Below are 24,458 nucleotides of genomic sequence, written 5' to 3'. Positions count from 1 at the left end.
TGCGCCGCATGAAGCCTGGTGGGCGGTGACGGGCTCGAACCGCCGACCCTCTCGGTGTAAACGAGATGCTCTACCAACTGAGCTAACCGCCCTTCAGGCAGCGTTTAAGGCCTAGCTAAGGCGCCTTCAAGCCTCGACAACCGCTTTCCCAAGAATGCCGCTCATTCTCGCGGCCACGCCGATATGAAAAACCGCCGACCCGAAGGTCGGCGGTTGATGATTCCCGACGGTATAAGACTTCAGTGGGCGACGAAACCGCCCGCCGCGTCATCCTCCGCCGACTTCGGCCGCAAGGTGGTCAGGTCCTCTTCCCAGACGATCGGCACGGGCTGGCGCACCAGCGCGTGCTGGAGCACCTGCTCCATGCGCGAGACCGGGACGATCTCCAGCCCGTTCTTCACGGACTTGGGCAGGTCGACCAGATCCTTGGCGTTGTCCTCCGGGATCAGCACCTTCTTGATGCCGCCGCGCAGGGCCGCCAGGAGCTTCTCCTTGAGGCCGCCGATCGGCAGCGCCCTGCCCCGCAGCGTCACCTCGCCGGTCATGGCGAGATCGCGGCGGACCGGGATGCCGGTCAGGACCGAGACGATGGCCGTGGCCATCGCGATGCCGGCCGAGGGACCGTCCTTCGGGGTCGCCCCCTCGGGAACGTGGACGTGGATGTCGCGCCGGTCGAAGAGCGGCGGCTCGATGCCGAAATCGATGGCGCGCGAGCGGACGTAGGACGCCGCCGCCGAGATCGATTCCTTCATCACGTCGCGCAGGTTGCCGGTGACGGTCATCTTGCCCTTGCCGGGCATCATGACGCCTTCGATCGTCAGCAGCTCGCCGCCGGCCTCGGTCCAGGCCAGACCGGTGACGACACCGACCTGATCCTCGGTCTCAGCCTCACCATAGCGGAAGCGCGGCGGGCCGAGGTACTCCTCGAGCACCGGGGTGGTGACGGCGACCCTCTTCTTCTTCGCCAGCACGATGTCCTTCACCGCCTTGCGGATGGTGTTGGAGAGCTCGCGCTCCAGGTTGCGGACGCCGGCCTCGCGGGTATAGCGCCGCACCAGCGTCAGCAGGGCCTCGTCGTCGATCGACCATTCCTTGGATTCGAGGCCGTGCTTCTTGATCGCACCCGGGATCAGGTGGCGACGCGCGATCTCGACCTTCTCTTCCTCGGTATAGCCGGCGAGCCTGATCACCTCCATCCGGTCCAGCAGGGCCGGCGGAATGTTCAGCGTGTTGGCCGTGGTCACGAACATCACGTTCGAGAGGTCGTAGTCGACCTCCAGGTAGTGGTCGTTGAAGGCGGCGTTCTGCTCGGGATCGAGCACCTCGAGCAGGGCCGCCGACGGATCGCCGCGGAAGTCCTGGCCCATCTTGTCGATCTCGTCGAGCAGGATGAGCGGGTTCGAGGTCTTGGCCTTCTTCATCGACTGGATGATCTTGCCGGGCATCGAGCCGATATAGGTGCGGCGGTGGCCGCGGATCTCGGCCTCGTCACGCACGCCGCCGAGCGACATGCGCACGAACTCGCGGCCGGTCGCCTTGGCGATCGACTTGCCGAGCGAGGTCTTGCCGACGCCCGGAGGGCCGACGAGGCACAGGATCGGACCGGCGAGCCGGTTGGTGCGCTGCTGCACGGCAAGGTATTCGACGATGCGGTCCTTGACCTTGTCGAGGCCGTAATGGTCGTCGTCGAGCACCGCCTGGGCGACGTTGAGGTCCTTCTTGATCTTCGACTTCTTGCCCCACGGGATGCCGAGCATCCAGTCGAGGTAGTTGCGCACGACGGTCGCCTCCGCCGACATGGGCGACATCTGGCGGAGCTTCTTCATCTCCGCCATCGCCTTGTCGCGGGCCTCCTTGGAGAGCTTGGTGTTGGCGATGCGCTCCTCCAGCTCGGCCAGCTCGTCGCGGCCTTCCTCGCCGTCGCCCAGCTCCTTCTGGATCGCCTTCATCTGCTCGTTGAGGTAGTACTCGCGCTGGGTCTTCTCCATCTGGCGCTTGACGCGCGAGCGGATGCGCTTCTCGACCTGGAGGACGGACATCTCGCTTTCCATCAGCGAGAGCACCTTCTCCAGCCGGTGCGCGACGTTGACGACCTCGAGCACGGCCTGCCGGTCGGCGATCTTCACAGCCAGATGCGAGGCGACGGTGTCGGCGAGCTTGGAGGGCTCGTCGATCTGCGAGACGGCGGCGACGATCTCGGGCGAGATCTTCTTGTTGAGCTTCACATAGCTCTCGAACTCGCTGACGACCGAGCGGCCGAGCGCCTCGACCTCGACCTTCTTGCCATCTTCCTCGGCGAGCGCGACGGCCTCGGCCTGGTAGAAGGTCTCGTCGGCGACATAGCCCGTGGCCTTGGCGCGGCCGACGCCCTCGACCAGCACCTTGACGGTGGAGTCGGGCAGCTTCAGCAGCTGGAGCACGCGGGCGAGCGTGCCGATCTCGTAAATGTCCTTGGTCGCCGGGTCGTCGTCGCCGGCATTCTTCTGGGTGGCGAGCAGGATCAGCCCGTCGGTCTTGACCACCTCCTCGAGCGCGCGGATCGACTTCTCGCGGCCGACGAAGAGCGGCACGATCATATGCGGGAAGACCACGATGTCACGCAGGGGAAGAACCGGATAGGTGCCGGTCTCACCAGGAACGAATGGAGCGCGGGGCGCCGAGCCAGTCATGACTTATCCTTTGTGGTTGCGCCCGGCGGACCCCCTCATGGGCGGAGCGATCGGACGTAAGCGGCCTGAGACGACTATTCACCCCATCCACCCTCGCCGGCCGCGCCCTAGACAGGCACGCGACTCTCGCGAGTGAGACCAAGGTGGAGATTTCCGCGCCGGCTTTCAAGCTGCCCGCTACGTCATCCCATGCTGGATTATCGCAAATCGAGGCCTGCGGCAGACCAGCCATGTTCTATACGCAAAACGCGCGCCAGGAGAACGTGGAACAGGCGTCGGACGACCGGTTCGTCGCGCCCAATCCATGCCCGAAAGCAGTGGACCCACAACGCAAAACGCGCGCCACGGGGCGCGCGTTCACGAGCTTGTGCTGTCGCTAGGGCGATCAGGCCGAGGCCGATTTCGCCTCGTCCTCGCGCTCGGAATAGATGAAGAGCGGGCGCGACTTGGTCTCGACCGCCTCCGGCCCGATCACGACCTGCTCGACGCCTTCCAGCCCCGGCAGCTCGTACATGGTCTCGAGCAGGATGCCCTCCATGATCGAGCGCAGGCCGCGCGCGCCGGTCTTGCGCTCGATCGCCTTGCGGGCGATCAGGCTGACCGCCTCGTCGGTGAAGGTGAGCTCGGTATCCTCCATCTCGAAGAGGCGCTGGTACTGCTTGACCAGCGCGTTCTTCGGCTCGGTGAGGATGGTCTTGAGCGCGGCCTCGTCGAGGTCCTCCAGCGTCGCCAGGACCGGCAGGCGGCCGACGAACTCGGGGATCAGGCCGAACTTCAGCAGGTCCTCGGGCTCGACCTCGCGGAAGATCGCACCGGTGCGGCGATCGTCCGGCGCCTTCACGGTCGCGCCGAAGCCGATCGAGGTGCCCTTGCCGCGGCTCGAGATGATCTTGTCGAGCCCGGCGAAGGCGCCGCCGCAGATGAAGAGGATGTTGGTGGTGTCGACCTGGAGGAATTCCTGCTGCGGATGCTTGCGCCCGCCCTGCGGCGGCACCGAGGCGACCGTGCCCTCCATGATCTTGAGCAGCGCCTGCTGGACGCCCTCGCCCGAGACGTCGCGGGTGATCGAGGGGTTGTCCGACTTGCGGCTGATCTTGTCGATCTCGTCGATGTAGACGATGCCGCGCTGGGCCCGCTCGACATTGTAGTCGGAGGCCTGGAGCAGCTTCAGGATGATGTTCTCGACGTCCTCGCCGACATAGCCGGCCTCGGTCAGCGTCGTCGCATCGGCCATGGTGAAGGGCACGTCGAGGATGCGGGCCAGCGTCTGCGCGAGCAGCGTCTTGCCCGAGCCGGTCGGCCCGATCAGCAGGATGTTCGACTTGGCGAGCTCGACGTCGTTGTGCTTCGTCGCGTGCGACAGGCGCTTGTAGTGGTTGTGAACCGCGACCGAGAGCACCTTCTTGGCGTGATCCTGGCCAATGACGTAATCGTCGAGGACCTTGCGGATCTCCTTCGGAGTCGGCACGCCGTCCTTCGACTTCACCAGCGCGGATTTCGATTCCTCGCGGATGATGTCCATGCAGAGCTCGACGCATTCGTCGCAGATGAACACGGTCGGTCCCGCAATCAGCTTGCGAACCTCGTGCTGGCTCTTGCCGCAGAAAGAGCAGTAGAGCGTGCTCTTCGAATCGCCGCTGCCGCTGACCTTACTCATCGTCCATCTCCATTCCCGGAGCCGGAGGCTCACATCAGCAAGCGCAGATGCAGGCGTCGTCTCTCCGTCATAATAGGGCGCTCAGTTCACGATTATTAGGTTAACGTCGCAGACCGGCACACCCGACCCGAAAAGCTGACCCAAAACCGAGCGCTATGCAGCTCGTCCGATTCCCCATGCAAACATGGGGCCGCCCCCCTTGCAATATGGGGGCTTCGGCCGGCGACGCCAACCCACAGGCAACGGGGCCAGTGGTCGCAGCCGGCTCAAAACATGATGCAGCAAGACGCGAGGCTTTTTTGCGGCGCTCGCGCCTTGATCTTCCGTGATGCCGGCCCAGCTCAGGCAGCGGCCTCGTCAGAGCGCTTGTCGATGACTTTGTCGATCAGGCCGAAATCGCGGGCCGCCTCGGCGGTCATGAAGTTGTCGCGCTCCAGCGCCGATTCGACGTCCTCGTAGCTGCGGCCGGTGTGCTTGACGTAGATCTCGTTCAGCCGGCGCTTCAGGCTCTCGACCTCGCGGGCGTGGATCAGGATGTCGGTGACCTGGCCCTGATAGCCGCCGGAGGGCTGGTGCACCATGATGCGGGCGTTCGGCAGGGCGAAGCGCATGTCCTTGGCACCGGCGGTCAGCAGGAGCGAGCCCATCGAGGCGGCTTGGCCGACGCAGAGCGTCGTGACCGGGCAGCGGATGAACTGCATCGTGTCGTAGATCGAGAGGCCCGAGGTGACCACGCCGCCGGGCGAGTTGATGTAGAAGGAGATCTCCTTCTTCGGGTTCTCGGCCTCGAGGAAGAGCAGCTGGGCCACGATCAGCGAAGCGGAGTAATCCTCGACCGGGCCGGTCAGGAAGATGATGCGCTCGCGCAGCAGGCGGGAATAGATGTCGAAGGCACGCTCGCCGCGGCTCGACTGCTCGACCACCATCGGGACGAGATTGTTGTAGGTCTCGATCGGATCGCGCAGCATGGTTTTATCCTTGAGATCGCGGGCGCCGGGAATCAGCGGATGTCGTGAGAGCCACCACATAAGCACGCTTGTGGCTGCTGAAAAGGGAAGCGCCGCCCCGCAGGAAGCCGGGCGGCGCCAAATCTGAGATCAAGGTTTCCGAGCGCCTCAGGCGGAGCATGATGCCGAAAAGTGCGAAGCGGTTTTCGGACGACATCATGCTCTGTTCTTAGCTGAGAGACGGATTCAGATTTGCGTTGGAAACGCTTTGCGATTCCAACGCAAATCATCCGGCTCTAGGCGTCTTCGGCCGCGTCGGAGTCCTTGGGCTCGGCCTTCTTGGCCTTTTTGGCGGCGGCCTTCTTCGGCTTGGCCTCGGCGGCGGGAGCCTCGTCCGAATCCTCGTCGGCGTAGAGAGCCTCGCGGCTGACCGTCTGGTCCTCGACCTTCACCTGGCCGAGCAGATGATCGACGACCTTCTCCTCGAAGATCGGGGCGCGGATCTCGGCGAGGGCCTGCGGGTTCTTCTGGTAGAACTCCCAGACCTGCTTCTCCTGGCCGGGGAACTGGCGGGCACGCTCGACCAGGGCCTGGGTGACCTCGTCATCCGAAATCTGGACCTTGGCCTGCTCGCCGATCTCGGCCAGCACGAGGCCGAGGCGGACGCGGCGCTCGGCGATCTTGCGGTACTCGGCGCGGGCCTCGTCCTCGGTCGTGCCCTCATCGGCGAAGCTCTTCTTCGCCTCCTTCATGTCGGTCTCGACCTGACTCCAGACGCTGGCGAACTCCTGCTCAACCAGGGTCGGCGGCAGTTCGAAGGTGTACTTGCCGTCGAGCGCGTCGAGCAGGCTCTTCTTCACCTTGCGGCGCGACTGGGCGACGAAATCGCGGCCGATCTGCTCGCGAATCGCGGTCTTGAGCGAATCGAGCGATTCCATGCCGAAGGCCTTGGCGAGCTCGTCGTCGATCTTGACGGCTTCCGGGCCCTGCACGTCGTCGACCGTGACCTCGAACTCGGCCGCCTTACCGGCGAGATGGGTCGCGGTGTAGTTCTCGGGGAAGGTCACCTTGACGGTGCGCTTCTCGCCGGTCTTGACGCCTTCGAGCTGCTCCTCGAAGCCGGGGATGAACTGGCCGGAGCCGAGGTCAAGCGGGATGCCCTCGCCCGTGCCGCCGTCGAAGGGCTGGCCCTCGAGCGTGCCGACGAAGGAGATCAGCAGGCGGTCGCCGGTGGCGGCCTTGGCCTTCTCGCCCTTCGAGGCGAAGGTGCGGTTCGACGAGGCCATGCGCTCCAAGGCGGCATCGACTTCGGAATCCGGCACCTCGGCGACGGGCTTGACCAGCGAGACGTCCGAGAGGTCGGCGATCTCGATCTTGGGCAGCACTTCGAGCGCGACGGTGAAGGCGAGGTCGCCCTTGGCCTCCATCGCGGCCTCGATCTCGTCCTTGTTCTCCGGGAAACGGATCTGCGGCTCGAAGGCGAGCTTCAGGCCGTTATCGGCGACGATCTTCTGGTTGGCCTCGTTGACCGCGTTCTGCACGACATCGGCCATGACCGAGCGGCCATAAAGCCGGCGCAGATGCGCGACCGGGACCTTGCCCGGACGGAAGCCGTTGATCTTGGCCTTGCCCTGGAGGTCCTGCAGGCTGTCATCGAGCCGCGTCTTGAGGTCGGTGGCGTTCAGCACCACCTGAAATTCGCGCTTGAGGCCCTGGGACAGGGTTTCGGTCACGTTCATCGTTCTGATCCGCCAACAGCTCTTTACTTCAATGTCCAAAGCGCGACGCCGGGTAACCGCCGCCGCGCTCGCGAAATTCCGTCAATGCCCGGCATGTGATTCCTCAGGACCAATCATCCCGACGCAATCGCAAGCCACTGGTGCGGGCGGAGGGACTCGAACCCCCACGACTTTCGCCGCTGGAACCTAAATCCAGTGCGTCTACCAGTTCCGCCACGCCCGCCGACCCGAGGCGCCGCGTGCGAGCAAGCGCAGCGCCGCCATCGTTGGGCCGCGGTGCTATACGCATTTCGGACGGACCATGCAGCAAAAAAATGCGACGTTTCTGCGAAGGTCGGCTGGCGAGGGACCGTCGGAGCACCTGTGCACGCCCTCTCGCCAGATCGCGCCGGGCGGATTATGCCGCTGACCATGACCGACCGCAGCCAAAGCCGCCCGCCATCCGCAACCGAGCCGACGCGACGCGCGACGCTGACCGGGTTTGGCGCCATGGCCGCCGCCCTGCTGCTGACTGAGCGAGCTGCCGCCCAACAGCCGGCGGGCACCCCGCCGACGATCACGCCGCCCGCCGCCGCCGTAAAGCCCGCCATCCGCACGCTCACGGCCGCCCCGGCCAAGGTGCGGCTGCGTCCGGCGCCGGCACCTGAGACGGAGATCTGGGCCTTCGACGGCGCGACGCCCGGGCCGGTTCTCAGGGCGAAGCAAGGCGAGAAGACCCGGCTTCTGGTCGAGAACAAGACGACCGCCCCGCTCTCGCTGCATTGGCACGGCCTGCGCGGCCAGTCGGAGATGGATGGCGTCGGCGGCTTCAGCCAACCGCCGATCGCGCCCGGCACCAGCTTCGAATACGCGCTGACGCCGCCCGATTCGGGCAGCTACCTCTACCGGCCGCTTGTGATCGGAGGCTCGTCGGAGCCGGCCGAACGCGGCCTGAGCGGCTTCCTCATCGTGGAGGAGGAGAACCCGCCGCCGGTCGATCTCGACCTGCCCGTGCTGATCGACGACTGGCTGCTCGGCGACGACCAGGTGCTCAAGCCGTTCGACGCCAAGGCTGCGGAGAACGCCGCGGCCGGCCGGCTCGGCAGCTGGCTGACCGCCAACGGCAAGGCGCCGCCGCAGCGCGTCGCGGTCGCGCCCGGCGCGCGCGTCCGGATCAGGCTGGCCAATGCCTGCAACGCGAGGATCACGCGGCTGCGCTTCGATGGGATGAAGCCCATCGTCATCGCCGTCGATAGCCAGCCGACCGAGAATTTCGAGCCGGTGCGCGGGCAACTGCCCTTCCCGCCCGGCACGCGCTACGACCTGATCTTCGACATGCCGGAGGAGGACGGCGCGACCGCGATCGTGACGGCGCTGATCAGCTCGGGCGTGCCGCTCGTGCGCTTCGTCGCCGAGGGACCGAAGAGGACGCAGGCCACGCCCATCGCGATGCTGAAGCCGAATCCGGCTTTGCCTGCCGCCGTGCGCCTGCAGGATGCGCGGCGCAGCGAGATCGTGATCGCGGGCGGTGCCAGGCTCCTGCCCGACACCAAGCTCGACCTTGCCGGGCTCGACCTGGCCAAGCCCTGGACGCTCAATGGCGGCGTCGGCGAGGCCAATGGCAAGCCGCTGTTCAGCGTCAAGCGCGGCACGCCGGTGGTGATCGGCATCGACAACAAGACCGCCTTTCCGCAGCCGCTGCACGTCCATGGCCACAGCTTCCGGCTGCTGCACCCGCTCGACGACGGCTGGGAGGCCTATTTCCTCGACACGGTGCAGGTGCCGGAAGGCCGCAAGCTGCACATCGCCTTCATCGCCGACAATCCTGGCCGCTGGCTGATCTCCTCGACCGTGCTGGAGCGTTTCGATCTCGGGCTCTGGACCTGGTTCGAGGTCACGTGAGCGGGTTGACCCTGCCGACCTCAGCGCCGTAAGCCGGCCCGAACTTTCAGGATTGGATTTCGCCATGACCGTTGCCAATGCCATCGTCACGATCGGCGCCGACCTCGCCAGGCCGGTGCGCTTCGGCAACGCCCTGCCGCTGTCGCTGATCGCCGGGCCCTGCCAGATGGAGAGCCGCGAGCATGCGCTGGAGATCGCGCTCGCTCTCAAGGAGATGGCTGACAGCCTTGATATCGGGCTGGTTTTCAAGACCTCGTTCGACAAGGCCAACCGCACCAGCGTGAAGGGCCAGCGCGGCATGGGGCTGGAAGCTGCCCTGCCCGTCTTCGCCGAAATCCGCGAGAGGACCGGCCTGCCAGTGCTGACCGACGTGCACGACGCCTCGCAATGCGCTGTCGTGGCCGAGGTGGTCGACGTGCTGCAGATCCCCGCCTTCCTCTGCCGCCAGACCGACCTTCTGGTCGCAGCCGCCAAGACCGGCCGCGTCGTCAACGTCAAGAAGGGCCAGTTCCTGGCACCCTGGGACATGGTCAACGTCGCCGCCAAGATCACCGAGAGCGGCAATCCCGACGTGATGGTGACCGAGCGCGGCGCTTCCTTCGGCTACAACACGCTGGTCACCGATATGCGCGCGCTGCCGATCATGGCCGAGATCGGCGCTCCCGTGATCTTCGACGCGACCCATTCGGTGCAGCAGCCGGGCGGCAAGGGCGCCTCTTCCGGCGGCCAGCGCGAGTTCGTGCCGGTGCTGGCGCGGGCGGCGGTCGCGGTCGGCGTCGCCGGCGTCTTCATCGAGACCCATCCCGACCCGGACAACGCGCCGTCCGACGGGCCGAACATGGTGCCGCTCAGGGACTTCCCTGCGCTGATCGCAGAGCTGCAAGCGTTCGATCGCCTTGCCAAGGCAAGGTCCGCGCCTGTTCATGGCGCATGAACGTCTCGCTGCCGCCACCAGCCACATCCGCCTCGCTACGCCCGCTCATCCTGGTCCTCGGAGCCTGCGGCTTCGCCTCGACCTTCACGATGCGGCTCGTCGATCCGCTGGTGCCGACACTCGCCGCTGACTTCGGCCGGAGCATCGCGCAGGTGGCCGGCATGGCAACGGCCTTCTCCTTTTCCTATGCGATTGGCCAGCCCTTCCTCGGGCCGGTCGCCGACTCGGTCGGCAAGCTGCGGACGATCAGCGCCTGCCTCTTCATCCTCGCGCTGCTCTCGCTTGCGGCGAGCTTCGCCCTCTCCTTCGAGATGCTGACGGCGGTGCGCGCCGCGACCGGCATCGCCGCCGGCGGCGTCATCCCGGTCGCGATGGCGGCGATCGGCGACCGCGCCCCGATGGCCGAGCGGCAGGTCATGCTCGGGCGCTTCCTGGTGCTGATGATCGTCGGCCAGATGGCGGGCGCAGCCTGCTCGGGCGTGATCGCCGAGCATATCGGCTGGCGCAGCGTCTTCGTCGCGGCGGCGGCGCTGGCGGCCGTCGCGGCCCTGCTGGTGGTGCTGGTGCTGAAGCCGCGGCCGGATGCGGCGCGGCTGCCGCTCAGCTTCAGGAACGCGCTGGCGAATTACGGCACCGTCTTCGCCAATCCGCGCACCAAGCTGATCTATGCGCTGGTGATCACCGAGGGCAGCCTGATCTTCGGCATGCCGCCCTATGTCGCCGCGATCCTGCAGGAGCGCTCCGGCATCGGCCCGTCGCTCGCCGGACTCGTTATTGCCGGCACCGGTGTCGGCGGCATCGTCTACGGCATGTTGACGCGCGTCCTGGTCGAACGGCTCGGCCCGGCGCGGATGACGACGGTCGGCGGCCTGCTGATGGCGCTGGGCTTTGCGCTCTTCGCCCTGCCCTTCCTGCCCTGGTGGAGCGCCTTTGGCTTCTTCGTGCTGAACGGCTTCGGCTTCTTCCTGATGCACGGCACCTTCCAGGCGCAGGCGACCGAACTCGCTCCCACGGCGCGCAGCTCGGGCATGGCGCTCTTCGCCTGCTCGCTGTTCATGGGCCATGCGCTCGGCCCCGTGATCATGGGGCTGGCGCTGCATCTGCTGGGGACGAGCGGCGCCGTGCTGCTCTTCGCGGCAGCCATCGGCCTGCTCGGCTTCCTGACGCCGCGGATTTTGCCGTTGGCGGGGAGCCGGACCTAGCCCCTGCGGCCGACCGGTGCCGAACCACCGCCGTCATTGCGAGCGCAGCGAAGCAATCCAGGGGCGGCCGCGCACTCAGCCCCCCTGGATTGCTTCGTCGCTGCGCTCCTCGCAATGACGGTGGTGGCTCAGCGCCCGCGATAGGGCGCGACGCCCTGATCCGGCAGCCAGAGCCCTTCCGGCGGCTTGCCGGTTTGCCAGAACACGTCGATCGGGATGCCGCCGCGCGGGTACCAGTAGCCGCCGATGCGGAACCATTCCGGCTCCAAGAGCTCGACCAGCTTCTTGCCGATGCGGACGGTGCAGTCCTCGTGGAAGGCGCCGTGGTTGCGGAAGGAGTTGAGGTAGAGCTTCAGCGACTTCGATTCGACCAGCCATTGGCCGGGCAGGTAGTCGATCACCAGGATGCCGAAATCGGGCTGGCCGGTGACCGGGCAGATCGAGGTGAATTCCGGGCAGGTGAAGCGGGCGAGATAATGCGTGCCTTCATGCGGATTGGGCACGCGGTCGAGGCGGGCTTCTTCAGGCGAGGCCGGCAAGGCGGTGGCGTGGCCGAGCTGCAGCGTCGAGGCGTCGATGGTCATTTCAGAGTTACTCCGTCGCGCTCGGGCTCAGGCAGCGTGACGCTTGCCGGTGATTTCGAAGCCGATCGCTTTCAAGACAGCCAAGGTGGTTTCGAGCGTGGGATTACCGTTTTCGCTGAGCGATTTATAGAGCTGCTCACGCGCAAGACCGGTTTCGCGGGCGATCTTCGTCATGCCCTTGGCGCGAGCGACCACTCCCAGAGCCTTGGCGATATAGCGCGCATCACCGCTCTCGAACGCGTCGCTGAGGAAGACCTCGATCGCCTCGTCCGATTTCAGGGCGTCGGCGGGATCATAGTCGTAGAGCTTCTCTGCCATCCTAATCTTCCCATTGAACGGCGAGTTGCTTCGCCGTCTTGATATCCCGATCCTGCGTGCTCTTGTCGCCGCCACAGAGCAGAATGACGATCTCCTCGCCCCGCTGCTGGAAGTAGATGCGATAGCCTGGGCCGTAGTGAATGCGCAGTTCGCTGACGCCATCGCCGACAGGCGAAACATCTCCGGCAAGGCCATTCGCGAACCGAAACAGGCGGGCGGCAATCGCCGCTCTCGCCTTCTGATCCTTGAGCTTGCGCTCCCATTTCCGAAAGGTCTCGGTCTGCCTCAATCGGATCATGGCAGGGCTCGTAATTTATAAATTACAATCCGTCAAGGCCGCTTCCCCTTCCCGTCGCGCCCGCGCTTGGCTAGAGAAGCCCGGCATCCATTTGTCTCGTCCAAGCCGACGCCAAGCCCGGAGCTTCCCATGACCGCGATCATCGACATCATCGGCCGCCAGATCCTCGACAGCCGCGGCAATCCTACGGTCGAGGTCGATGTCGTGCTCGAGGACGGCTCGATGGGCCGCGCCGCCGTTCCCTCCGGCGCCTCGACCGGCGCGCATGAGGCCGTCGAGCTGCGCGACGGCGACAAGAGCCGCTATCTCGGCAAGGGCGTGCTCAAGGCGCTCGAGGCCGTCAACACCACGATCGCCGAGGCCATCGTCGCCATGGACGCCGAGGACCAGACGGCGATCGACCAGGTGATGATCGAGCTCGACGGCACGCCGAACAAGAAGAACCTCGGCGCCAACGCCATTTTGGGCGTCTCGCTCGCCGTCGCCAAGGCCGCGGCCGACGCATCGGGCCTGGCGCTCTACCGCTATGTCGGCGGCACCTCGGCCCGCGTCCTGCCGGTGCCGATGATGAACATCGTCAATGGCGGCGCCCATGCCGACAACCCGATCGACTTCCAGGAATTCATGATCATGCCGGTCGGCGCGCCCTCCTTCGCGGAGGCGCTGCGCATGGGCTCGGAGGTGTTCCACACCCTGAAGAAGGCCCTGCACGATGCCGGCCACAACACCAATGTCGGCGACGAGGGCGGCTTCGCGCCGAACCTGAAATCGGCCGAGGCCGCGCTCGACTTCGTCATGCAGGCGGTCGAGAAGGCCGGCTACCGCCCGGGCGAGGACATCGCGCTGGCGCTCGACTGCGCGGCGACCGAGTTCTTCAAGGACGGCGCCTATGTCTATGAGGGCGAGCGCAAGACCCGCGATCCGAAGGCGCAGGCCAAGTACCTCGCCAAGCTCGTCGCCAACTATCCGATCGTCTCGATCGAGGACGGCATGTCGGAGGACGATTGGGAGGGCTGGAAGGCCGTGACCGACCTCGTCGGCTCCAAGTGCCAGCTCGTCGGCGACGACCTCTTCGTCACCAACGTCACGCGCCTGTCGCGGGGCATCAAGGCGAAGACGGCCAACTCGATCCTGATCAAGGTCAACCAGATCGGCACGCTGACCGAGACGCTCGCCGCCGTCGATATGGCGCAGCGCGCCGGCTATACCGCCGTGATGTCGCACCGTTCGGGCGAGACCGAGGATTCGACCATCGCTGACCTCGCGGTCGCGACCAATTGCGGGCAGATCAAGACCGGCTCGCTCGCCCGCTCCGACCGCACCGCCAAGTACAACCAGCTCCTGCGCATCGAGGAAGAACTCGGCACTCAGGCGATCTATGCCGGCCGCAGCGCGCTGAAGGCGCTCGCCTGAGCAACGATAGACCTAGAGCATCGGACCGAAAAGTGGAATCCGGTTTTCGGAAAGATCCGATGCAATAACAAAAGCCTAGATCGCCACTTTGCGTCCGATAGGACGCACGGCGATCTAGCGCGCCGAGCTGCCCCAGCTCGGCAGCAGGCTCGAGGCGGCTGAGACCGTCCAGCTCCCGGCCGCACCGACCGTGCCGGCAACGCCGCCAATGGCGCGGCCTGCCCGCGTGACGCTGTCGGGCAACGCGACGCCGAGGATCGTCGCCGGCTTGTCGGCGTCCGCCTGCACGGCCGCGGGCACTGCTGCCTGAAGCACCGAGGCGATCTGCAAGGGTTGCGCAATCGCAAGCCGGCCGCGCTCGCGCGTTGTGCCGGCAGCCGCACGCGCGACCTGGGCGGATGGCGCCGGCCGTTCGAGCCTGGCGACCGGAATGGGCTCAGGCTCGGCCGGGAGCGGCGCGATCCAGGCCACGGATAGCGGCATCATCAGCGTCGCCGGCAGGACCAGGCCATGGCCAGTCGCATCGCCCGCGCCTCCCACCTGCTCGCCATGCCGCTGCACGAACTTGCCGGCCTGCGGGGCCGGGAGCCGGGCATCGCTCGCAGCTGCTTCGACCGAGAGCCCGGCCGGTGCCGGCGCTCCCGCGCGAAACGACAGCATGTCCGGGAAGGCGAAGATCGCGGCCGCCACGGCCGAGGCGGCGACGGAGATCGCGACCTGGCCGCTGAAATCGCGCAGGACCCGGCTGATCGTCGCCGGAATGGTGTCGTTGCTCATGGGCACTCCCTTGGGCATTCCCTCAATCGTGATCGATCAAGGCCCGAGCGAGACGGCGACAAAATGGCGCAGCAGCGGAGCAATTGCGGCCATTTCGGCACCTCATCCCGCCAGCCGCGCCATAGGGTCATGCAGGATTGGCCCTATCGCCCTTGTGCGCTGCGGGATTAATCGAAGGCATGGACGCGCTCGTCGAAACCTCCCCTCTCAACGATCAGCGCGACCGCCTGAGGCGGCGGCTGGCCATTGCCGCCATGATCCTGGCGATGCTGATCTTCGGCGCGAATTTCGTCGTCAGCCGCCATGCCGTGCTGAACGGGCTGACCGCGCACGACATGCTGGCGCTGCGCTTCGCCACGGCGGGGCTGCTGCTGCTGCCGAGCTTCTTCCTGGCCGGCGGGCTCGCCTCCTGCGGCGGGCTGGGCTGGGGCCGCGGCGTGACGCTCGCGGTCATGAGCGGCTTCCCGATGAGCTACCTGCTGCTGACCGGGCTCGGCTACGCGCCGGCAGCGCATGGCGCGGTGATCGGGCCGGGCACCGTGACCGTGGTCGGCATCGTCGGCAGCGTCATGCTGTTCGGCGCCCTGCTGACGAAGCAGTTGGTCTTCGGCGTCGGCGCCGTGCTCGTGGGCCTCGCCTGCCTCGGCATTGCCGGCACCCACCACTCCAGCCCGACGATCATGCTGGGCGATCTCTGCTTCCTCGGCGTGGGGCTGATCTGGGCCGGCTATCCCCTGCTGATCCAGCTCTGGAAGGTCGATGCGCTCAAGGCGACCGCGGTCGTCTCGGTGCTGTCGATGCTCTATCTGCCGGTCTACGCGCTGTTCTTCTTCCGCGGCTTCGATGTCGTGCCGTGGTGGATCATCGCCGCGCATGCCTTCAATCAGGGCGTGCTCAACGTCATCGTCGGCCTGTGGATCTGGAGCTGGTCGACGCCGGTGCTCGGCGCAGCGGTCGCCGGCCGCTTCCCGCCGATGATCCCGATCGTCGGCACGCTGCTTGCGATTCCGGCGCTGGGCGAGATCCCGAGCGGGCTGCAGATCGGCGGCATCGCGCTGATCATCTTCGGGCTGTTCATCGCCTCATGGCGCAGCGCGGCGCGACCGGCGAGCCAAGCCCATCAGAGCCAGATTCCAGGCGATACAGACGAGAAGGCCGAGCCCCAGCGCCGGCCATGAGCCGAGCGGCAGCGCCGTGAGGTGAACGGTGCCGAGCCCGAGGCCGAAGCCAAGCAGGCCGAGCGCGCTGTTGGCGATCACCGCGGCGCTGGCCGGCCCGCCCATGCGCGAATGCAGGATCGCGATCAGGCTGGAGAGCACGAGCGGGACGGCCGCCAGCACGCCGGACCAGCCCGGCCCGACCTTGGCGCTAAGCGTGGTGACGAGGCCGGTGAGCGTCGCCACGGCGGCGGCGCGCAGCGGGATGACGTACCAGAGCCGGCCGGGAGGTTTTTCCGGACGCGCCGCAAGATAAGGCCGGAACAGGCGATGCGCCGCCGGGAAGACGACCAGCGTCAGGCCGAGCAGCACGATGAAGGGCGGCGCCAGGTCGCGCAGCAATGTCACCGTGGCGAGCCAGGCCAGCAGCCCCGAGCCGAGGCTGACCAGCGTGCCGAAGCGCTGCGCCAGCAGGACATAGACGACCGAGAGCGCGGCATTGGCGAGATTGGAGCTCATGCTGCCGAGCGCCCCGCCCGAGATGAAGGCGGCGTCGTGATCCATCGCCAGGAAGACATAGACCGGCCCGGCCGAGATCGGCAGCGTCGCGATCATCGCCGCGACCAGCGGGCCGGAGCGCTCGGCCAGCAGGGAACAGCCAACGACGATCGCAGCCGCGACCGCCATCTTGAGCAGCAGCATGATCAGCCAGGGGTCGATCATCGCGGCGGCAGGACCAAGCCAGGCAGGCTCATGGCTCCTCGCCCCGAGCCCAAGCCGCCTTGGTCTCGGCCGCGAAATCCTTGAGCCTACCCTCGGCGATGGCCGCGCGCAGGCCAGCCATCAGCTCCTGATAATAGGCGAGGTTGACCCAGGTCAGCAGCATCTTGCCGAGCATCTCGTCGGCCTTGACGAGGTGGTGCAGATAGGCGCGCGCATAGGAGTTGGCGGCCTCGCAGGACGATTGCGGGTCGATCGGGCGCGGGTCGTCGGCATGCTTGGCGTTGCGCAGGTTCATCCGGCCGAAGCGGGTGAAGATCTGGCCGTGGCGGCCGGCCCGTGTCGGCATCACGCAATCGAACATGTCGACGCCGCGGCTGACGGCCTCGACGAGATCGTCCGGCGTGCCGACGCCCATCAGGTAGCGCGGCCGGTCCTGAGGCAGATGCGGCTCGACGACCTCGATCATCGCCAGCATGACGTCCTGCGGCTCGCCGACCGCGAGGCCGCCGATGGCGTAGCCCTTGAGGTCCATCTCGACGAGCGACTTGGCGCTCTCGACGCGCAGCGCCGGCACGGCGCCGCCCTGGACGATGCCGAACAGCGCCCTTCCAGTCGGGTTGCCGAAGGCCGTCTTGCAGCGCTCGGCCCAGCGCAGCGACAGGCGCATCGCCTTCTCGGCCACCTTGTCCTCGCAGGGCAGCGAGACGCATTCGTCGAGCTGCATGACGATGTCGGAGCCGAGCAGGTTCTGGATCTCGACCGAACGCTCCGGGGACAGCATGTGACGGGAGCCGTCGATATGCGACTGGAAGGTCACGCCTTCCTCGGTCAGCTTGCGCAGTTGCGACAGCGACATCACCTGGAAGCCGCCTGAGTCGGTCAGGATCGGGTGCGGCCAGTTCATGAACTTGTGCAGGCCGCCAAGGCCCGCGATGCGCTCCGCACCCGGGCGCAGCATCAGGTGATAGGTGTTGCCGAGCACGACATCGGCGCCGAGCGCCTTGACCTGCTCCGGATACATGCCCTTGACGGTGGCGGCCGTGCCGACCGGCATGAAGGCCGGCGTGCGGATCACGCCGCGCGGCATGCGGATCTCGCCGGTGCGGGCGGCGCCATCGCGGCCGAGCAGGTGAAAGCTGAAATCTGTCGTCATCGGCAGGCGCTTAGCCCAGCCGGAAGGTTGAAGGAAGTGCCGGCGACGCCGGGCGGGCGTGTCAGGACGGTCGAGCCAGCGCTGCGACGAGGTGATCGGCCAGCAGCGCCGCCGCCTGCGACAGCCCGGGCGCCTTGTGCAGCCGGATATCGGCGGCGGGCAGCGGCGGCATTCCATCGGCCTCGGTGAGGGTGCGCAGGCTCGGCGGGCAGGTGCCGGATTTGACTACGGTGACCGCGAGTCCCTGCGCCGCCACGGCCTCGACTGCAGCGAGAGAATGGCTGACGAAGGCGAGGCGCCAGGGCTTGCCGGCGCCATCCAACGCCGCAATCGCCCATTGCCGGAACAGGCAGCCTTGCGGATAGAGCGCCACCGGCAGAGGCTCCTGCGCCAAGGCCGAACGCGTCGCGCCCACGGCCCAGAGCGCCTGCTCGCGCCGCAGCAGCATGCCGTCGCCCTGCCCGGCCGGATGCATGGCGATGACGAGGTCATAGGCCTCGCCGAGCCGGTCCGGCATGGTCGCGGTCAGGCCCGTCTGCATCTCGACCTGGATGCGCGGATAGAGCGCGGCAAAGCTTCCCAGCAGCGGCGGGACCAGCAGCGTGCCGTAATCATCCATCACGCCGAGCCGGACATGGCCTTGCGTCTCATGCTCGCGCAGCCGCGAGAACGCCTCCTCGTTCAGCACGAGGATGCGGCGGGCATAGCCGAGCAGCGCCTCGCCCGAGGCGCTGAGCTCGACATGAACGGTGCTGCGGTGGAACAGCTCGGCCCCCAACCGCTCCTCCAGCCGCCGCACCTGCATGCTCACAGCCGATTGGGTGCGGTTGAGCTTCGCGGCGGCGCGGGTGAAAGAGCGCAGGTCGGCCACCGCCAAGAAGGCTTGCAGCAGGTCGGGATCGAGCGCGGCGGCGATAGTCATCACGTTTCCTGATGAGGTTTATCCAGGAAATTCCATTCCCTGATTTGTACCGTCTCCGGCACAAGCAGCGCAATGCGGTTGCGGAGGCTGTCATGAACGAGATGCTGGGCGTGCTGGCGGCGATGCTGTCGAGCGCGATCGGCGGCAGTTCGGTTGCGGCGACGCGCTATGTCGTCGGTGCCACCGACCCGATGACGCTGGGGGCGCTGCGCTTCGGCATCGGCTTCCTCGGCCTGCTGCCGATTGCGCTGCTGCAAAGCCAGCCCTGGCCGCCACGTCGCGACTGGCCGGCAGCGGCGGGGCTGGGCGCCCTGTTCTTCGGGCTGTTCCCGATCCTGTTCAACGCCTCGCTGATCTTCACCACGGCGGCGCGCGGGGCGCTGGCGCTCTCGACCCTGCCGCTGCTGACCATGCTGGCCGCGGCGCTGCTGCGGGTCGAGATGCTCACCCCGCGCAAGTCGCTCGGCGTCGGCATCGCCATGGCCGGGGTGGCGCTGGCGCTGCTGACCGGGCTCGCCACGGCGCCGGCCGGCGCCTGGCGCGGCGACCTGCTTATGGTCGGCGCGGCGCTGTGCATGGCGCTCTACAGCGTCTGGTCGCGGCCCTTCATCAAGCGCTCCGGGCCGGTGACCTTCACGACGATGGGCATGGCGGTCGGCGCGCTCGGGCTGATCGCGATCTCGGCCGCGAGCGGCGGCTTGCAGCGGCTGAGCGCAGCCGGGACCGCGCAATGGCTCGCCTTCGCCTATGTCGGGCTCGCCGGCAGCACGCTCGCCTTCTTCCTCTGGTCCTTCGCGCTCGGCCGGACCACGCCGACGCGGGTGGCGATCTCGGTCACGGTCAATCCGGTCATCGCCGCGATCACCGGCGCGGTTCTCCTGGGCGAGGCGGTCGGCTGGAACGTCGTCGCAGGGCTCGCCGCGGTGCTCGCCGGCATCTGGATCGCGACCACGGGAAGGCGCTGAAAAGAGGGCCGATTTCCCGCCCGCTCCAGCTTCCTGTGGTTGTCACAACCGTCATCGCAACGTCACCGCGCGACCATAGCAATAAGTCTACCGACCAGCGCCCTCGGGCCGGTTCCGTTGCAGGGAGAGAATGATGAAGCCCTTGGCCATCCTGGCTGTCGCCGGCGCCCTTCTGGCCTCGACCGTAGCCCCCAGCCAGGCCGAGCCGATCACCGGCGCGGGCTCCAGCTTCGCCTTCCCGGTCATCGGCAAATGGGCGCAGAACTACCGCGTCGCCAAGTCCGACGGCGCCGAGATGACCCCGCTCGACATCGGCGTCGACTATGAGCCGATCGGCTCGCTCGGCGGCGAGGTCCGCGTCACCCAGCGCGCCGCCGAGTTCGGCGCCTCCGACCGGCCGCTCTCCTCCGAGGAGTTGCAGCGCTCGGCCCTGATCCAGTTCCCGATCGTGATGGGCGGCATCGTCCCGGTGGTGAACATCGACGGCGTCAACGCCGGCCAGATCAGGTTCACCGGCGCGTTGCTCGCCGACATCTATCTCGGCAAGGTCAAGACCTGGTCCGACCCGGCGATCAAGGCGGTCAATCCCGACCTGAAGCTGCCCGACGCCGCTATCAACGTGATCTACCGCGCCGACGGCTCGGGCACGACCTTCAACTGGACCGACTACCTCGCCAAGGCGAGCCCGGAATGGCGCCAGAAAATCGGCGTCAACACGCAGGTCGCCTGGCCGGTCGGCGCCGGCGCCGAGCGCACCCAGGGCGTCGCCGATTCGGTGAAGCGGATCAGGAACTCGATCGGCTATATCGAGTTCGGCCAGGTGGTGCGGGCCGCCCTCGCCTATGGCCTCGTCCAGAACAAGGCCGGCAGCTTCGTCAAGCCGGAGCCGGCGAGCTTCGCCGCGGCTGCGGCCAGCGCCGAATGGGCCAAGGCCAAGGATTTCTCGCTGATGCTGACCGACGCGCCGGGCACTGAGGCCTACCCGATCGTCGCCACGACCTTCGCGCTGGTGCCGAAGCCTCATACCCGCCGCACCCAGGAGGTGCTCGACTTCTTCCGCATCTCCTTCGAGGGTGGCGCAGCCGATGCGAGCGCGCTCGGCTACGTGCCGCTGCCGGAGACGCTGGTGAAGCAGGTCAAGGATTACTGGGCGACCAGCATGAAGGCCGGGAGCTAACAGGCGACGGCGCGACGCCTCTACCCGTCATTGCGAGGAGCGCAGCGACGAAGCAATCCAGGAGCAACCGCGCACCCGGTCCTCCTAGATTGCTTCGCTACGCTCGCAATGACGATACAAATCAGGCCGCCACCTTGAAGGCTGCTGCATAGAGCTCGGGCTTGAAGCCGACGAGGCGGCGGTCGCCGAGGTCGAGCACCGGGCGCTTGATCAGGGAGGTGTGCTCCTGCATCAGCGCCACGGCCTTCCTGGCGTCGAGCCCCTGCTTGTCGGACTCAGGCAAGGCGCGGAAAGTGGTGCCGGCGCGGTTCAGAATCACCTCCCAGCCGTGCTCCTTGCACCAGCTTTCGAGCAGCACCTTCGACACGCCCTCGGCTTTGTAGTCGTGGAAGAGGTAGGCGACGCCGTGCTGGTCGAGCCAGGTGCGCGCCTTCTTCATCGTGTCGCAGTTCTTGATGCCGTAGATCGTGATCGCCATGAGGTTTTCTCGCGTGGTGCCCGCGATCTAGAGCATCGCGCGAGTCGGCGGAACCCTTGCAACGCCCCTCCCCGTCATGGTCGGGCTTGTCCCGGCCATCCACGTCTTTGGCTGCGATGAGCGTTCAAGACGTGGATGCTCGCCACAAGGGCGAGCATGACGTTAGCGGTTCCGCGCTCAGCCGACGCGGGCCTTCTCCCCCAGGAAATCGAGCAGGGCCCTGATGCGCGAGGGCAGCGGCCCGCCCTGGCCGAGATAGACCGCGTGGACCTCTTCGAGATCGCCCGGATTGTTATCCTCCAGCACGGCCTTCAGCCGCCCGGCCTTGATATCCTCGCGCACGGTGAAGGTCGCCAGCCGGGCGATGCCGGCGCCGGCGACCACGAGATGGCGCAGGGCCTCGCCATCGCTGGTCTTGGCGTTGCCGGTGATCGGGATGGTGACGGGCTCGCCGTCGCGCAGCAGCGGCCAGCCCTCGATGGCGCGGGTGTAGCAGTGGCCGAGGCGATTGTGATTGTCGAGGTCGGCGACGCTCTTCGGCTCGCCGAACTGCTTCAGGTAGGATGGCGCGGCGACGAGGGTCATGCGCGTCGCGCCGAGCTTGCGGGCGATCAGGTTGGAGTCCTTCAGCGGCCCGGCCCGGACCGCGACATCGGTGCGCTCCTCCATCAGGTCGATCACCGTGTCGGTCTGGATGATGTGGAGCGTCACCTCGGGATAGCGCGCCAGGAACTCGGGCACGACCGGCATCAGGATATGCGTGGCATAGGAGGCGCTGGTGTTGAGGGAGATGCGGCCGACGGGGCGCTCGTTGCTCGCAACATTGCGCTCGGCCTCGTCGAGATCGGCCAAGATGCGGATGCTGCGCTCGTAGAAGGCCATGCCTTCGAGCGTGAGCTGGAGCTTGCGGGTGGAGCGGTTGACCAGCCGCGTGCCGAGCCGCATCTCCAGCCGGGCGACGAGCTTGCTGACGGCAGAGGGCGTCATGCCGAAGGCACGCGCCGCGGCCGAAAAGCCGCCGAGCTCGACGACGCGGGCAAAAACCTCCATCTCGCCGGAGCGGTTGACGTCCAGTCGAGCCATGATGAATTCAACTCACAAATGATGTTCCTGCCGGCAGTCTAACGCACCATGCCGCGCTGCACCATCTTGCCGCCAGACATCCTCTGTCACGCGGATCGAACCCATGCCCATTGCCCTCTATGCCCTCACCGCCGGCGCCTTCGGCATCGGCGTCACCGAATTCGTCATCATGGGCCTGCTGCTCGAAGTCAGCGCCGATCTCGGCGTCTCGATCGCGGCGGCCGGCCTGCTGATTTCCGGCTATGCGCTCGGCGTCGTCGTCGGCGCGCCGCTGATGACCACCTTCACCGCGCGCTGGCCGCGCAAGACCGTGCTGCTGGCGCTGATGGTGATCTTCACCCTCGGCAACGCCGCCTGCGCGCTGGCGCCGAGCTACGGCACGCTGATGGCGGCGCGCATCCTGACCGCCTTCGCGCACGGCACCTTCTTCGGCGTCGGCTCGGTGGTCGCGACCAGCCTGGTGCCGGCCGATCGCAAGGCCTCGGCCATCGCGATCATGTTCACCGGCCTGACCATCGCCAACATCGTGGGCGTGCCCTTCGGCACCTGGCTCGGCCAGCAGCTCGGCTGGCGCGCCACTTTCTGGGCCGTGACCATCGTCGGCATTGCCGCGCTCGCGATCATCGCCGCCTTCGTGCCCAAGGACGAGGCCGCGCCCGAGGCAAGCGACTGGCGCGCCGACCTCAAGGCCATGGCGCAGCGGCCGGTGCTGCTTGGCCTGCTGACCACGGTGCTCGGCTTTGCCGGCGTCTTCGCGATCTTCACCTATATCGCGCCGATCCTGACCAAGGTGACCGGCCTCGCCGAAACCTCCGTCTCGCCGATCCTGCTGATGTTCGGCGGCGGGCTGATCGTCGGCAACCTGATCGGCGGCAAGCTCGCCGACAAGTACCTCGTCCCGACCGTGATCGGCAGCATGCTCGTGCTCACTGTCGTGCTCGGCCTGATGACCTTCGCCATCCATGACGGCATCGCGGCGACGATCTTCGTCTTCCTGCTCGGCGCCGCCGGCTTCGCCACCGTGCCGCCGCTGCAGATGTGGGTGCTGGAGCGGGCGAGCGGCGCCGGCCAGAGCCTCGCGTCCAGCCTCAATATCGCCGCCTTCAACCTCGGCAATGCGCTCGGCGCCTGGGCCGGCGGCGCGACCATCGACTACGGGCCTGGCCTGACCGCGATCCCGCTCGTCGCCATGATCATGCCGATCGGGGCGCTCGCCATCGCCTTCTGGAGCCTGCGCCTCGACCGGAGGGAGGCCGCGCTGAAGGCGGCCACGGTCGGCCCGGCGCTCGGCTCCTGATTCGTTTCAAACGCTTACAGAGATTCGCTTACCTAGAAGGACAGGCACCATGGACTATCGTCGTCTCGGCAATTCCGGCTTGAAGGTCCCGGCGCTCAGCTTCGGCGCCGGCACTTTCGGCGGCTCCGGCCCGCTCTTCGGCGCCTGGGGCAATACCGACGCCAAGGAGGCGCGTCGCCTCGTCGATATCTGCCTCGAGGCCGGGCTCAACCTCTTCGACACCGCCGACGTCTATTCGAACGGCGCTTCCGAGGAGGTGCTGGGCGAGGCGATCAAGGGGCGGCGCAACGAGGTGCTGATCTCGACCAAGACCAGCCTGCCGATGGGCGATGGGCCGAACGAGGCCGGCTCCTCGCGCTTCCGGCTGATCAAGGCGGTCGAGGATGCGCTGCGCCGGCTCGGCACCGACCATATCGACCTGCTGCAACTGCACGCCTTCGACGCCGGCACGCCGGTCGAGGAGGTGCTGTCGACGCTCTCCGACCTTGTCCGCGCCGGCAAGCTGCGCTATGTCGGCGTCTCCAACTTCGCCGGCTGGGAGCTGATGAAGTCGCTCGCGGCGGCCGAAAGGCACGGCTATCCGCGCTATGTCGCGCATCAGGTCTACTACTCGCTGGTCGGACGCGACTACGAATGGGAGCTGATGCCGCTCGGCCACGATCAGGGCGTCGGCGCCATGGTCTGGAGCCCGCTCGGCTGGGGCCGGCTCACCGGCAAGATCCGCCGCGGCGAAAAGCTGCCCGAGGGCAGCCGCCTGCACCAGACGGCCGAGTTCGGCCCGCCGGTCGATGACGAGCGGCTCTACACCATCGTCGACCTGCTCGACGAGATCGCCAAGGAAACCGGCAAATCGGTGCCGCAGATCGCGCTCAACTGGCTGCTGCAGCGCCCGACCGTGTCGAGCGTCATCATCGGCGCCCGCAATGAGGAGCAGCTCCGGCAGAATCTCGGCGCGGTCGGCTGGTCGCTGACGGCCGAGCAGATCGCACGGCTCGATGCCGCGAGCGTGGTGACGGCGCCCTACCCCTATTATCCCTACCGGCGCCCGGGCGGCTTCGCCCGGCTGAACCCGCCGCTGGTCTGA

22 protein-coding genes and 2 tRNA genes are annotated in these 24,458 nt (G+C 67.1%); 9 read left to right on the top strand and 15 right to left on the bottom strand.

Annotated features, from left to right (window positions below; translation table 11 throughout):
• Positions 1-16: 16 nt before the first annotated feature.
• The 6 genes from DWF00_RS03270 to DWF00_RS03245 form a co-directional block, all read right to left on the bottom strand.
• Positions 17-92 (bottom strand) — tRNA-Val (locus tag DWF00_RS03270).
• Positions 93-239: 147 nt separating this feature from the next.
• Positions 240-2,669 carry an endopeptidase La gene (gene lon / locus DWF00_RS03265; protein ID WP_114829981.1) on the bottom strand — a complete coding sequence of 810 codons (2,430 nt, stop codon included), beginning with the start codon at positions 2,667-2,669 and terminating at the stop codon, positions 240-242.
• Between the two features lie 385 nt (positions 2,670-3,054).
• Positions 3,055-4,326 (bottom strand): ATP-dependent Clp protease ATP-binding subunit ClpX, encoded by a 1,272-nt coding sequence (gene clpX, locus DWF00_RS03260; RefSeq protein ID WP_114829980.1) that lies wholly within the window; start codon positions 4,324-4,326, stop codon positions 3,055-3,057.
• A 341-nt stretch (positions 4,327-4,667) separates the two neighbouring features.
• Positions 4,668-5,291: an ATP-dependent Clp protease proteolytic subunit gene (locus DWF00_RS03255; protein ID WP_114830154.1), complete on the bottom strand. Its 624-nt coding sequence runs from the start codon at positions 5,289-5,291 to the stop codon at positions 4,668-4,670.
• Positions 5,292-5,569: 278 nt separating this feature from the next.
• Complete coding sequence (gene tig, locus DWF00_RS03250) at positions 5,570-7,012, bottom strand: trigger factor (protein WP_114829979.1); 1,443 nt, start codon at positions 7,010-7,012, stop codon at positions 5,570-5,572.
• Between the two features lie 138 nt (positions 7,013-7,150).
• Positions 7,151-7,235, bottom strand: a tRNA-Leu gene (locus tag DWF00_RS03245).
• Between the two features lie 188 nt (positions 7,236-7,423).
• Here DWF00_RS03245 and DWF00_RS03240 point away from each other — a divergent pair.
• The 3 genes from DWF00_RS03240 to DWF00_RS03230 all read left to right on the top strand — a co-directional run bounded on the left by DWF00_RS03240 (position 7,424) and on the right by DWF00_RS03230 (position 11,029).
• On the top strand, positions 7,424-8,893 hold the full coding sequence (locus DWF00_RS03240; RefSeq protein ID WP_114830153.1) for a multicopper oxidase family protein: 1,470 nt from the start codon (positions 7,424-7,426) through the stop codon (positions 8,891-8,893).
• Between the two features lie 64 nt (positions 8,894-8,957).
• Positions 8,958-9,827 (top strand): 3-deoxy-8-phosphooctulonate synthase, encoded by an 870-nt coding sequence (gene kdsA / locus DWF00_RS03235; RefSeq protein ID WP_114830152.1) that lies wholly within the window; start codon positions 8,958-8,960, stop codon positions 9,825-9,827.
• Positions 9,824-11,029, top strand: coding sequence for an MFS transporter (locus DWF00_RS03230; protein ID WP_114829978.1), 1,206 nt, complete (start codon positions 9,824-9,826; stop codon positions 11,027-11,029). Before kdsA ends, DWF00_RS03230 begins: the two co-directional genes overlap by 4 nt.
• 128 nt (positions 11,030-11,157) lie before the next feature.
• On the opposite strand, the gene queF is transcribed toward DWF00_RS03230, so the two are convergent.
• The 3 genes from queF to DWF00_RS03215 are packed head-to-tail and all read right to left on the bottom strand — an operon-like array spanning position 11,158 to position 12,229.
• Positions 11,158-11,613: a preQ(1) synthase gene (queF, locus tag DWF00_RS03225; RefSeq protein ID WP_114829977.1), complete on the bottom strand. Its 456-nt coding sequence runs from the start codon at positions 11,611-11,613 to the stop codon at positions 11,158-11,160.
• 27 nt (positions 11,614-11,640) lie between these two features.
• Positions 11,641-11,931, bottom strand: a complete 291-nt coding sequence (locus tag DWF00_RS03220; protein WP_114829976.1) for an addiction module antidote protein — start codon at positions 11,929-11,931, stop codon at positions 11,641-11,643.
• Position 11,932: 1 nt separating this feature from the next.
• Entirely contained in the window at positions 11,933-12,229 is a 297-nt protein-coding gene (locus DWF00_RS03215; protein WP_114829975.1) for a type II toxin-antitoxin system RelE/ParE family toxin, read from the bottom strand.
• Positions 12,230-12,358: 129 nt separating this feature from the next.
• Here DWF00_RS03215 and eno point away from each other — a divergent pair, with 129 nt between their 5' ends.
• Positions 12,359-13,642 (top strand): phosphopyruvate hydratase, encoded by a 1,284-nt coding sequence (gene eno / locus DWF00_RS03210; RefSeq protein ID WP_114829974.1) that lies wholly within the window; start codon positions 12,359-12,361, stop codon positions 13,640-13,642.
• A gap of 114 nt (positions 13,643-13,756) precedes the next feature.
• Here the strand turns inward: eno and DWF00_RS03205 are convergent, their stop codons facing one another.
• Positions 13,757-14,419, bottom strand: a complete 663-nt coding sequence (locus DWF00_RS03205) for a hypothetical protein (RefSeq protein ID WP_114829973.1) — start codon at positions 14,417-14,419, stop codon at positions 13,757-13,759.
• A 179-nt stretch (positions 14,420-14,598) separates the two neighbouring features.
• Here DWF00_RS03205 and DWF00_RS03200 point away from each other — a divergent pair, with 179 nt between their 5' ends.
• A complete protein-coding gene (locus DWF00_RS03200; RefSeq protein ID WP_114829972.1) occupies positions 14,599-15,597 on the top strand; it encodes a DMT family transporter in 999 nt (332 codons plus the stop codon).
• Here the strand turns inward: DWF00_RS03200 and DWF00_RS03195 are convergent.
• The 3 genes from DWF00_RS03195 to DWF00_RS03185 form a co-directional block, all read right to left on the bottom strand.
• The gene (locus DWF00_RS03195) at positions 15,502-16,299 is read right to left on the bottom strand and encodes a hypothetical protein (protein WP_114829971.1); all 798 of its coding nucleotides are present in this window, start codon (positions 16,297-16,299) and stop codon (positions 15,502-15,504) included. The two genes, DWF00_RS03200 and DWF00_RS03195, sit on opposite strands and share 96 nt — an antisense overlap.
• Positions 16,300-16,327: 28 nt before the next feature.
• Positions 16,328-17,452 (bottom strand): tRNA guanosine(34) transglycosylase Tgt, encoded by a 1,125-nt coding sequence (tgt, locus tag DWF00_RS03190; protein WP_114829970.1) that lies wholly within the window; start codon positions 17,450-17,452, stop codon positions 16,328-16,330.
• Between the two features lie 61 nt (positions 17,453-17,513).
• On the bottom strand, positions 17,514-18,374 hold the full coding sequence (locus tag DWF00_RS03185) for a LysR family transcriptional regulator (protein ID WP_114829969.1): 861 nt from the start codon (positions 18,372-18,374) through the stop codon (positions 17,514-17,516).
• A 92-nt stretch (positions 18,375-18,466) separates the two neighbouring features.
• Between DWF00_RS03185 and DWF00_RS03180 the strand changes: the two genes are divergently transcribed.
• A complete protein-coding gene (locus DWF00_RS03180; protein ID WP_114830151.1) occupies positions 18,467-19,339 on the top strand; it encodes a DMT family transporter in 873 nt (290 codons plus the stop codon).
• Positions 19,340-19,469: 130 nt separating this feature from the next.
• A complete protein-coding gene (gene pstS / locus DWF00_RS03175; protein WP_245973729.1) occupies positions 19,470-20,516 on the top strand; it encodes a phosphate ABC transporter substrate-binding protein PstS in 1,047 nt (348 codons plus the stop codon).
• 121 nt (positions 20,517-20,637) lie between these two features.
• On the opposite strand, the gene DWF00_RS03170 is transcribed toward pstS, so the two are convergent.
• Positions 20,638-20,994 carry an ArsC family reductase gene (locus DWF00_RS03170; protein ID WP_114829967.1) on the bottom strand — a complete coding sequence of 119 codons (357 nt, stop codon included), beginning with the start codon at positions 20,992-20,994 and terminating at the stop codon, positions 20,638-20,640.
• Between the two features lie 177 nt (positions 20,995-21,171).
• Positions 21,172-22,077, bottom strand: coding sequence for a LysR family transcriptional regulator (locus tag DWF00_RS03165; RefSeq protein WP_114829966.1), 906 nt, complete (start codon positions 22,075-22,077; stop codon positions 21,172-21,174).
• A gap of 103 nt (positions 22,078-22,180) precedes the next feature.
• Between DWF00_RS03165 and DWF00_RS03160 the strand changes: the two genes are divergently transcribed.
• Positions 22,181-23,374: an MFS transporter gene (locus DWF00_RS03160; protein WP_114829965.1), complete on the top strand. Its 1,194-nt coding sequence runs from the start codon at positions 22,181-22,183 to the stop codon at positions 23,372-23,374.
• A 49-nt stretch (positions 23,375-23,423) separates the two neighbouring features.
• Positions 23,424-24,458 carry an aldo/keto reductase gene (locus tag DWF00_RS03155; protein WP_114829964.1) on the top strand — a complete coding sequence of 345 codons (1,035 nt, stop codon included), beginning with the start codon at positions 23,424-23,426 and terminating at the stop codon, positions 24,456-24,458.

The sequence above is a fragment of the Allobosea caraganae genome, assembly GCF_003351345.1.
GTDB classification, from domain to species: Bacteria; Pseudomonadota; Alphaproteobacteria; order Rhizobiales; family Beijerinckiaceae; genus Allobosea; species Allobosea caraganae.
This window is presented reverse-complemented; position numbering and strand designations above follow the sequence as displayed.

What these genes read in the sequence shown, in the direction of transcription:
- lon (WP_114829981.1), bottom strand. Translation starts at nt 2,669, where the DNA reads ATGACTGGCTCGGCGCCCCGCGCTCCATTCGTTCCTGGTGAGACCGGC.
- clpX (WP_114829980.1), bottom strand. Translation starts at nt 4,326, where the DNA reads ATGAGTAAGGTCAGCGGCAGCGGCGATTCGAAGAGCACGCTCTACTGC.
- tig (WP_114829979.1), bottom strand. Translation starts at nt 7,012, where the DNA reads ATGAACGTGACCGAAACCCTGTCCCAGGGCCTCAAGCGCGAATTTCAG.
- DWF00_RS03240 (WP_114830153.1), top strand. Translation starts at nt 7,424, where the DNA reads ATGACCGACCGCAGCCAAAGCCGCCCGCCATCCGCAACCGAGCCGACG.
- kdsA (WP_114830152.1), top strand. Translation starts at nt 8,958, where the DNA reads ATGACCGTTGCCAATGCCATCGTCACGATCGGCGCCGACCTCGCCAGG.
- DWF00_RS03230 (WP_114829978.1), top strand. Translation starts at nt 9,824, where the DNA reads ATGAACGTCTCGCTGCCGCCACCAGCCACATCCGCCTCGCTACGCCCG.
- queF (WP_114829977.1), bottom strand. Translation starts at nt 11,613, where the DNA reads ATGACCATCGACGCCTCGACGCTGCAGCTCGGCCACGCCACCGCCTTG.
- DWF00_RS03220 (WP_114829976.1), bottom strand. Translation starts at nt 11,931, where the DNA reads ATGGCAGAGAAGCTCTACGACTATGATCCCGCCGACGCCCTGAAATCG.
- DWF00_RS03215 (WP_114829975.1), bottom strand. Translation starts at nt 12,229, where the DNA reads ATGATCCGATTGAGGCAGACCGAGACCTTTCGGAAATGGGAGCGCAAG.
- eno (WP_114829974.1), top strand. Translation starts at nt 12,359, where the DNA reads ATGACCGCGATCATCGACATCATCGGCCGCCAGATCCTCGACAGCCGC.
- DWF00_RS03205 (WP_114829973.1), bottom strand. Translation starts at nt 14,419, where the DNA reads ATGAGCAACGACACCATTCCGGCGACGATCAGCCGGGTCCTGCGCGAT.
- DWF00_RS03200 (WP_114829972.1), top strand. Translation starts at nt 14,599, where the DNA reads ATGGACGCGCTCGTCGAAACCTCCCCTCTCAACGATCAGCGCGACCGC.
- DWF00_RS03195 (WP_114829971.1), bottom strand. Translation starts at nt 16,299, where the DNA reads ATGATCGACCCCTGGCTGATCATGCTGCTGCTCAAGATGGCGGTCGCG.
- tgt (WP_114829970.1), bottom strand. Translation starts at nt 17,452, where the DNA reads ATGACGACAGATTTCAGCTTTCACCTGCTCGGCCGCGATGGCGCCGCC.
- DWF00_RS03185 (WP_114829969.1), bottom strand. Translation starts at nt 18,374, where the DNA reads ATGACTATCGCCGCCGCGCTCGATCCCGACCTGCTGCAAGCCTTCTTG.
- DWF00_RS03180 (WP_114830151.1), top strand. Translation starts at nt 18,467, where the DNA reads ATGAACGAGATGCTGGGCGTGCTGGCGGCGATGCTGTCGAGCGCGATC.
- pstS (WP_245973729.1), top strand. Translation starts at nt 19,470, where the DNA reads ATGATGAAGCCCTTGGCCATCCTGGCTGTCGCCGGCGCCCTTCTGGCC.
- DWF00_RS03170 (WP_114829967.1), bottom strand. Translation starts at nt 20,994, where the DNA reads ATGGCGATCACGATCTACGGCATCAAGAACTGCGACACGATGAAGAAG.
- DWF00_RS03165 (WP_114829966.1), bottom strand. Translation starts at nt 22,077, where the DNA reads ATGGCTCGACTGGACGTCAACCGCTCCGGCGAGATGGAGGTTTTTGCC.
- DWF00_RS03160 (WP_114829965.1), top strand. Translation starts at nt 22,181, where the DNA reads ATGCCCATTGCCCTCTATGCCCTCACCGCCGGCGCCTTCGGCATCGGC.
- DWF00_RS03155 (WP_114829964.1), top strand. Translation starts at nt 23,424, where the DNA reads ATGGACTATCGTCGTCTCGGCAATTCCGGCTTGAAGGTCCCGGCGCTC.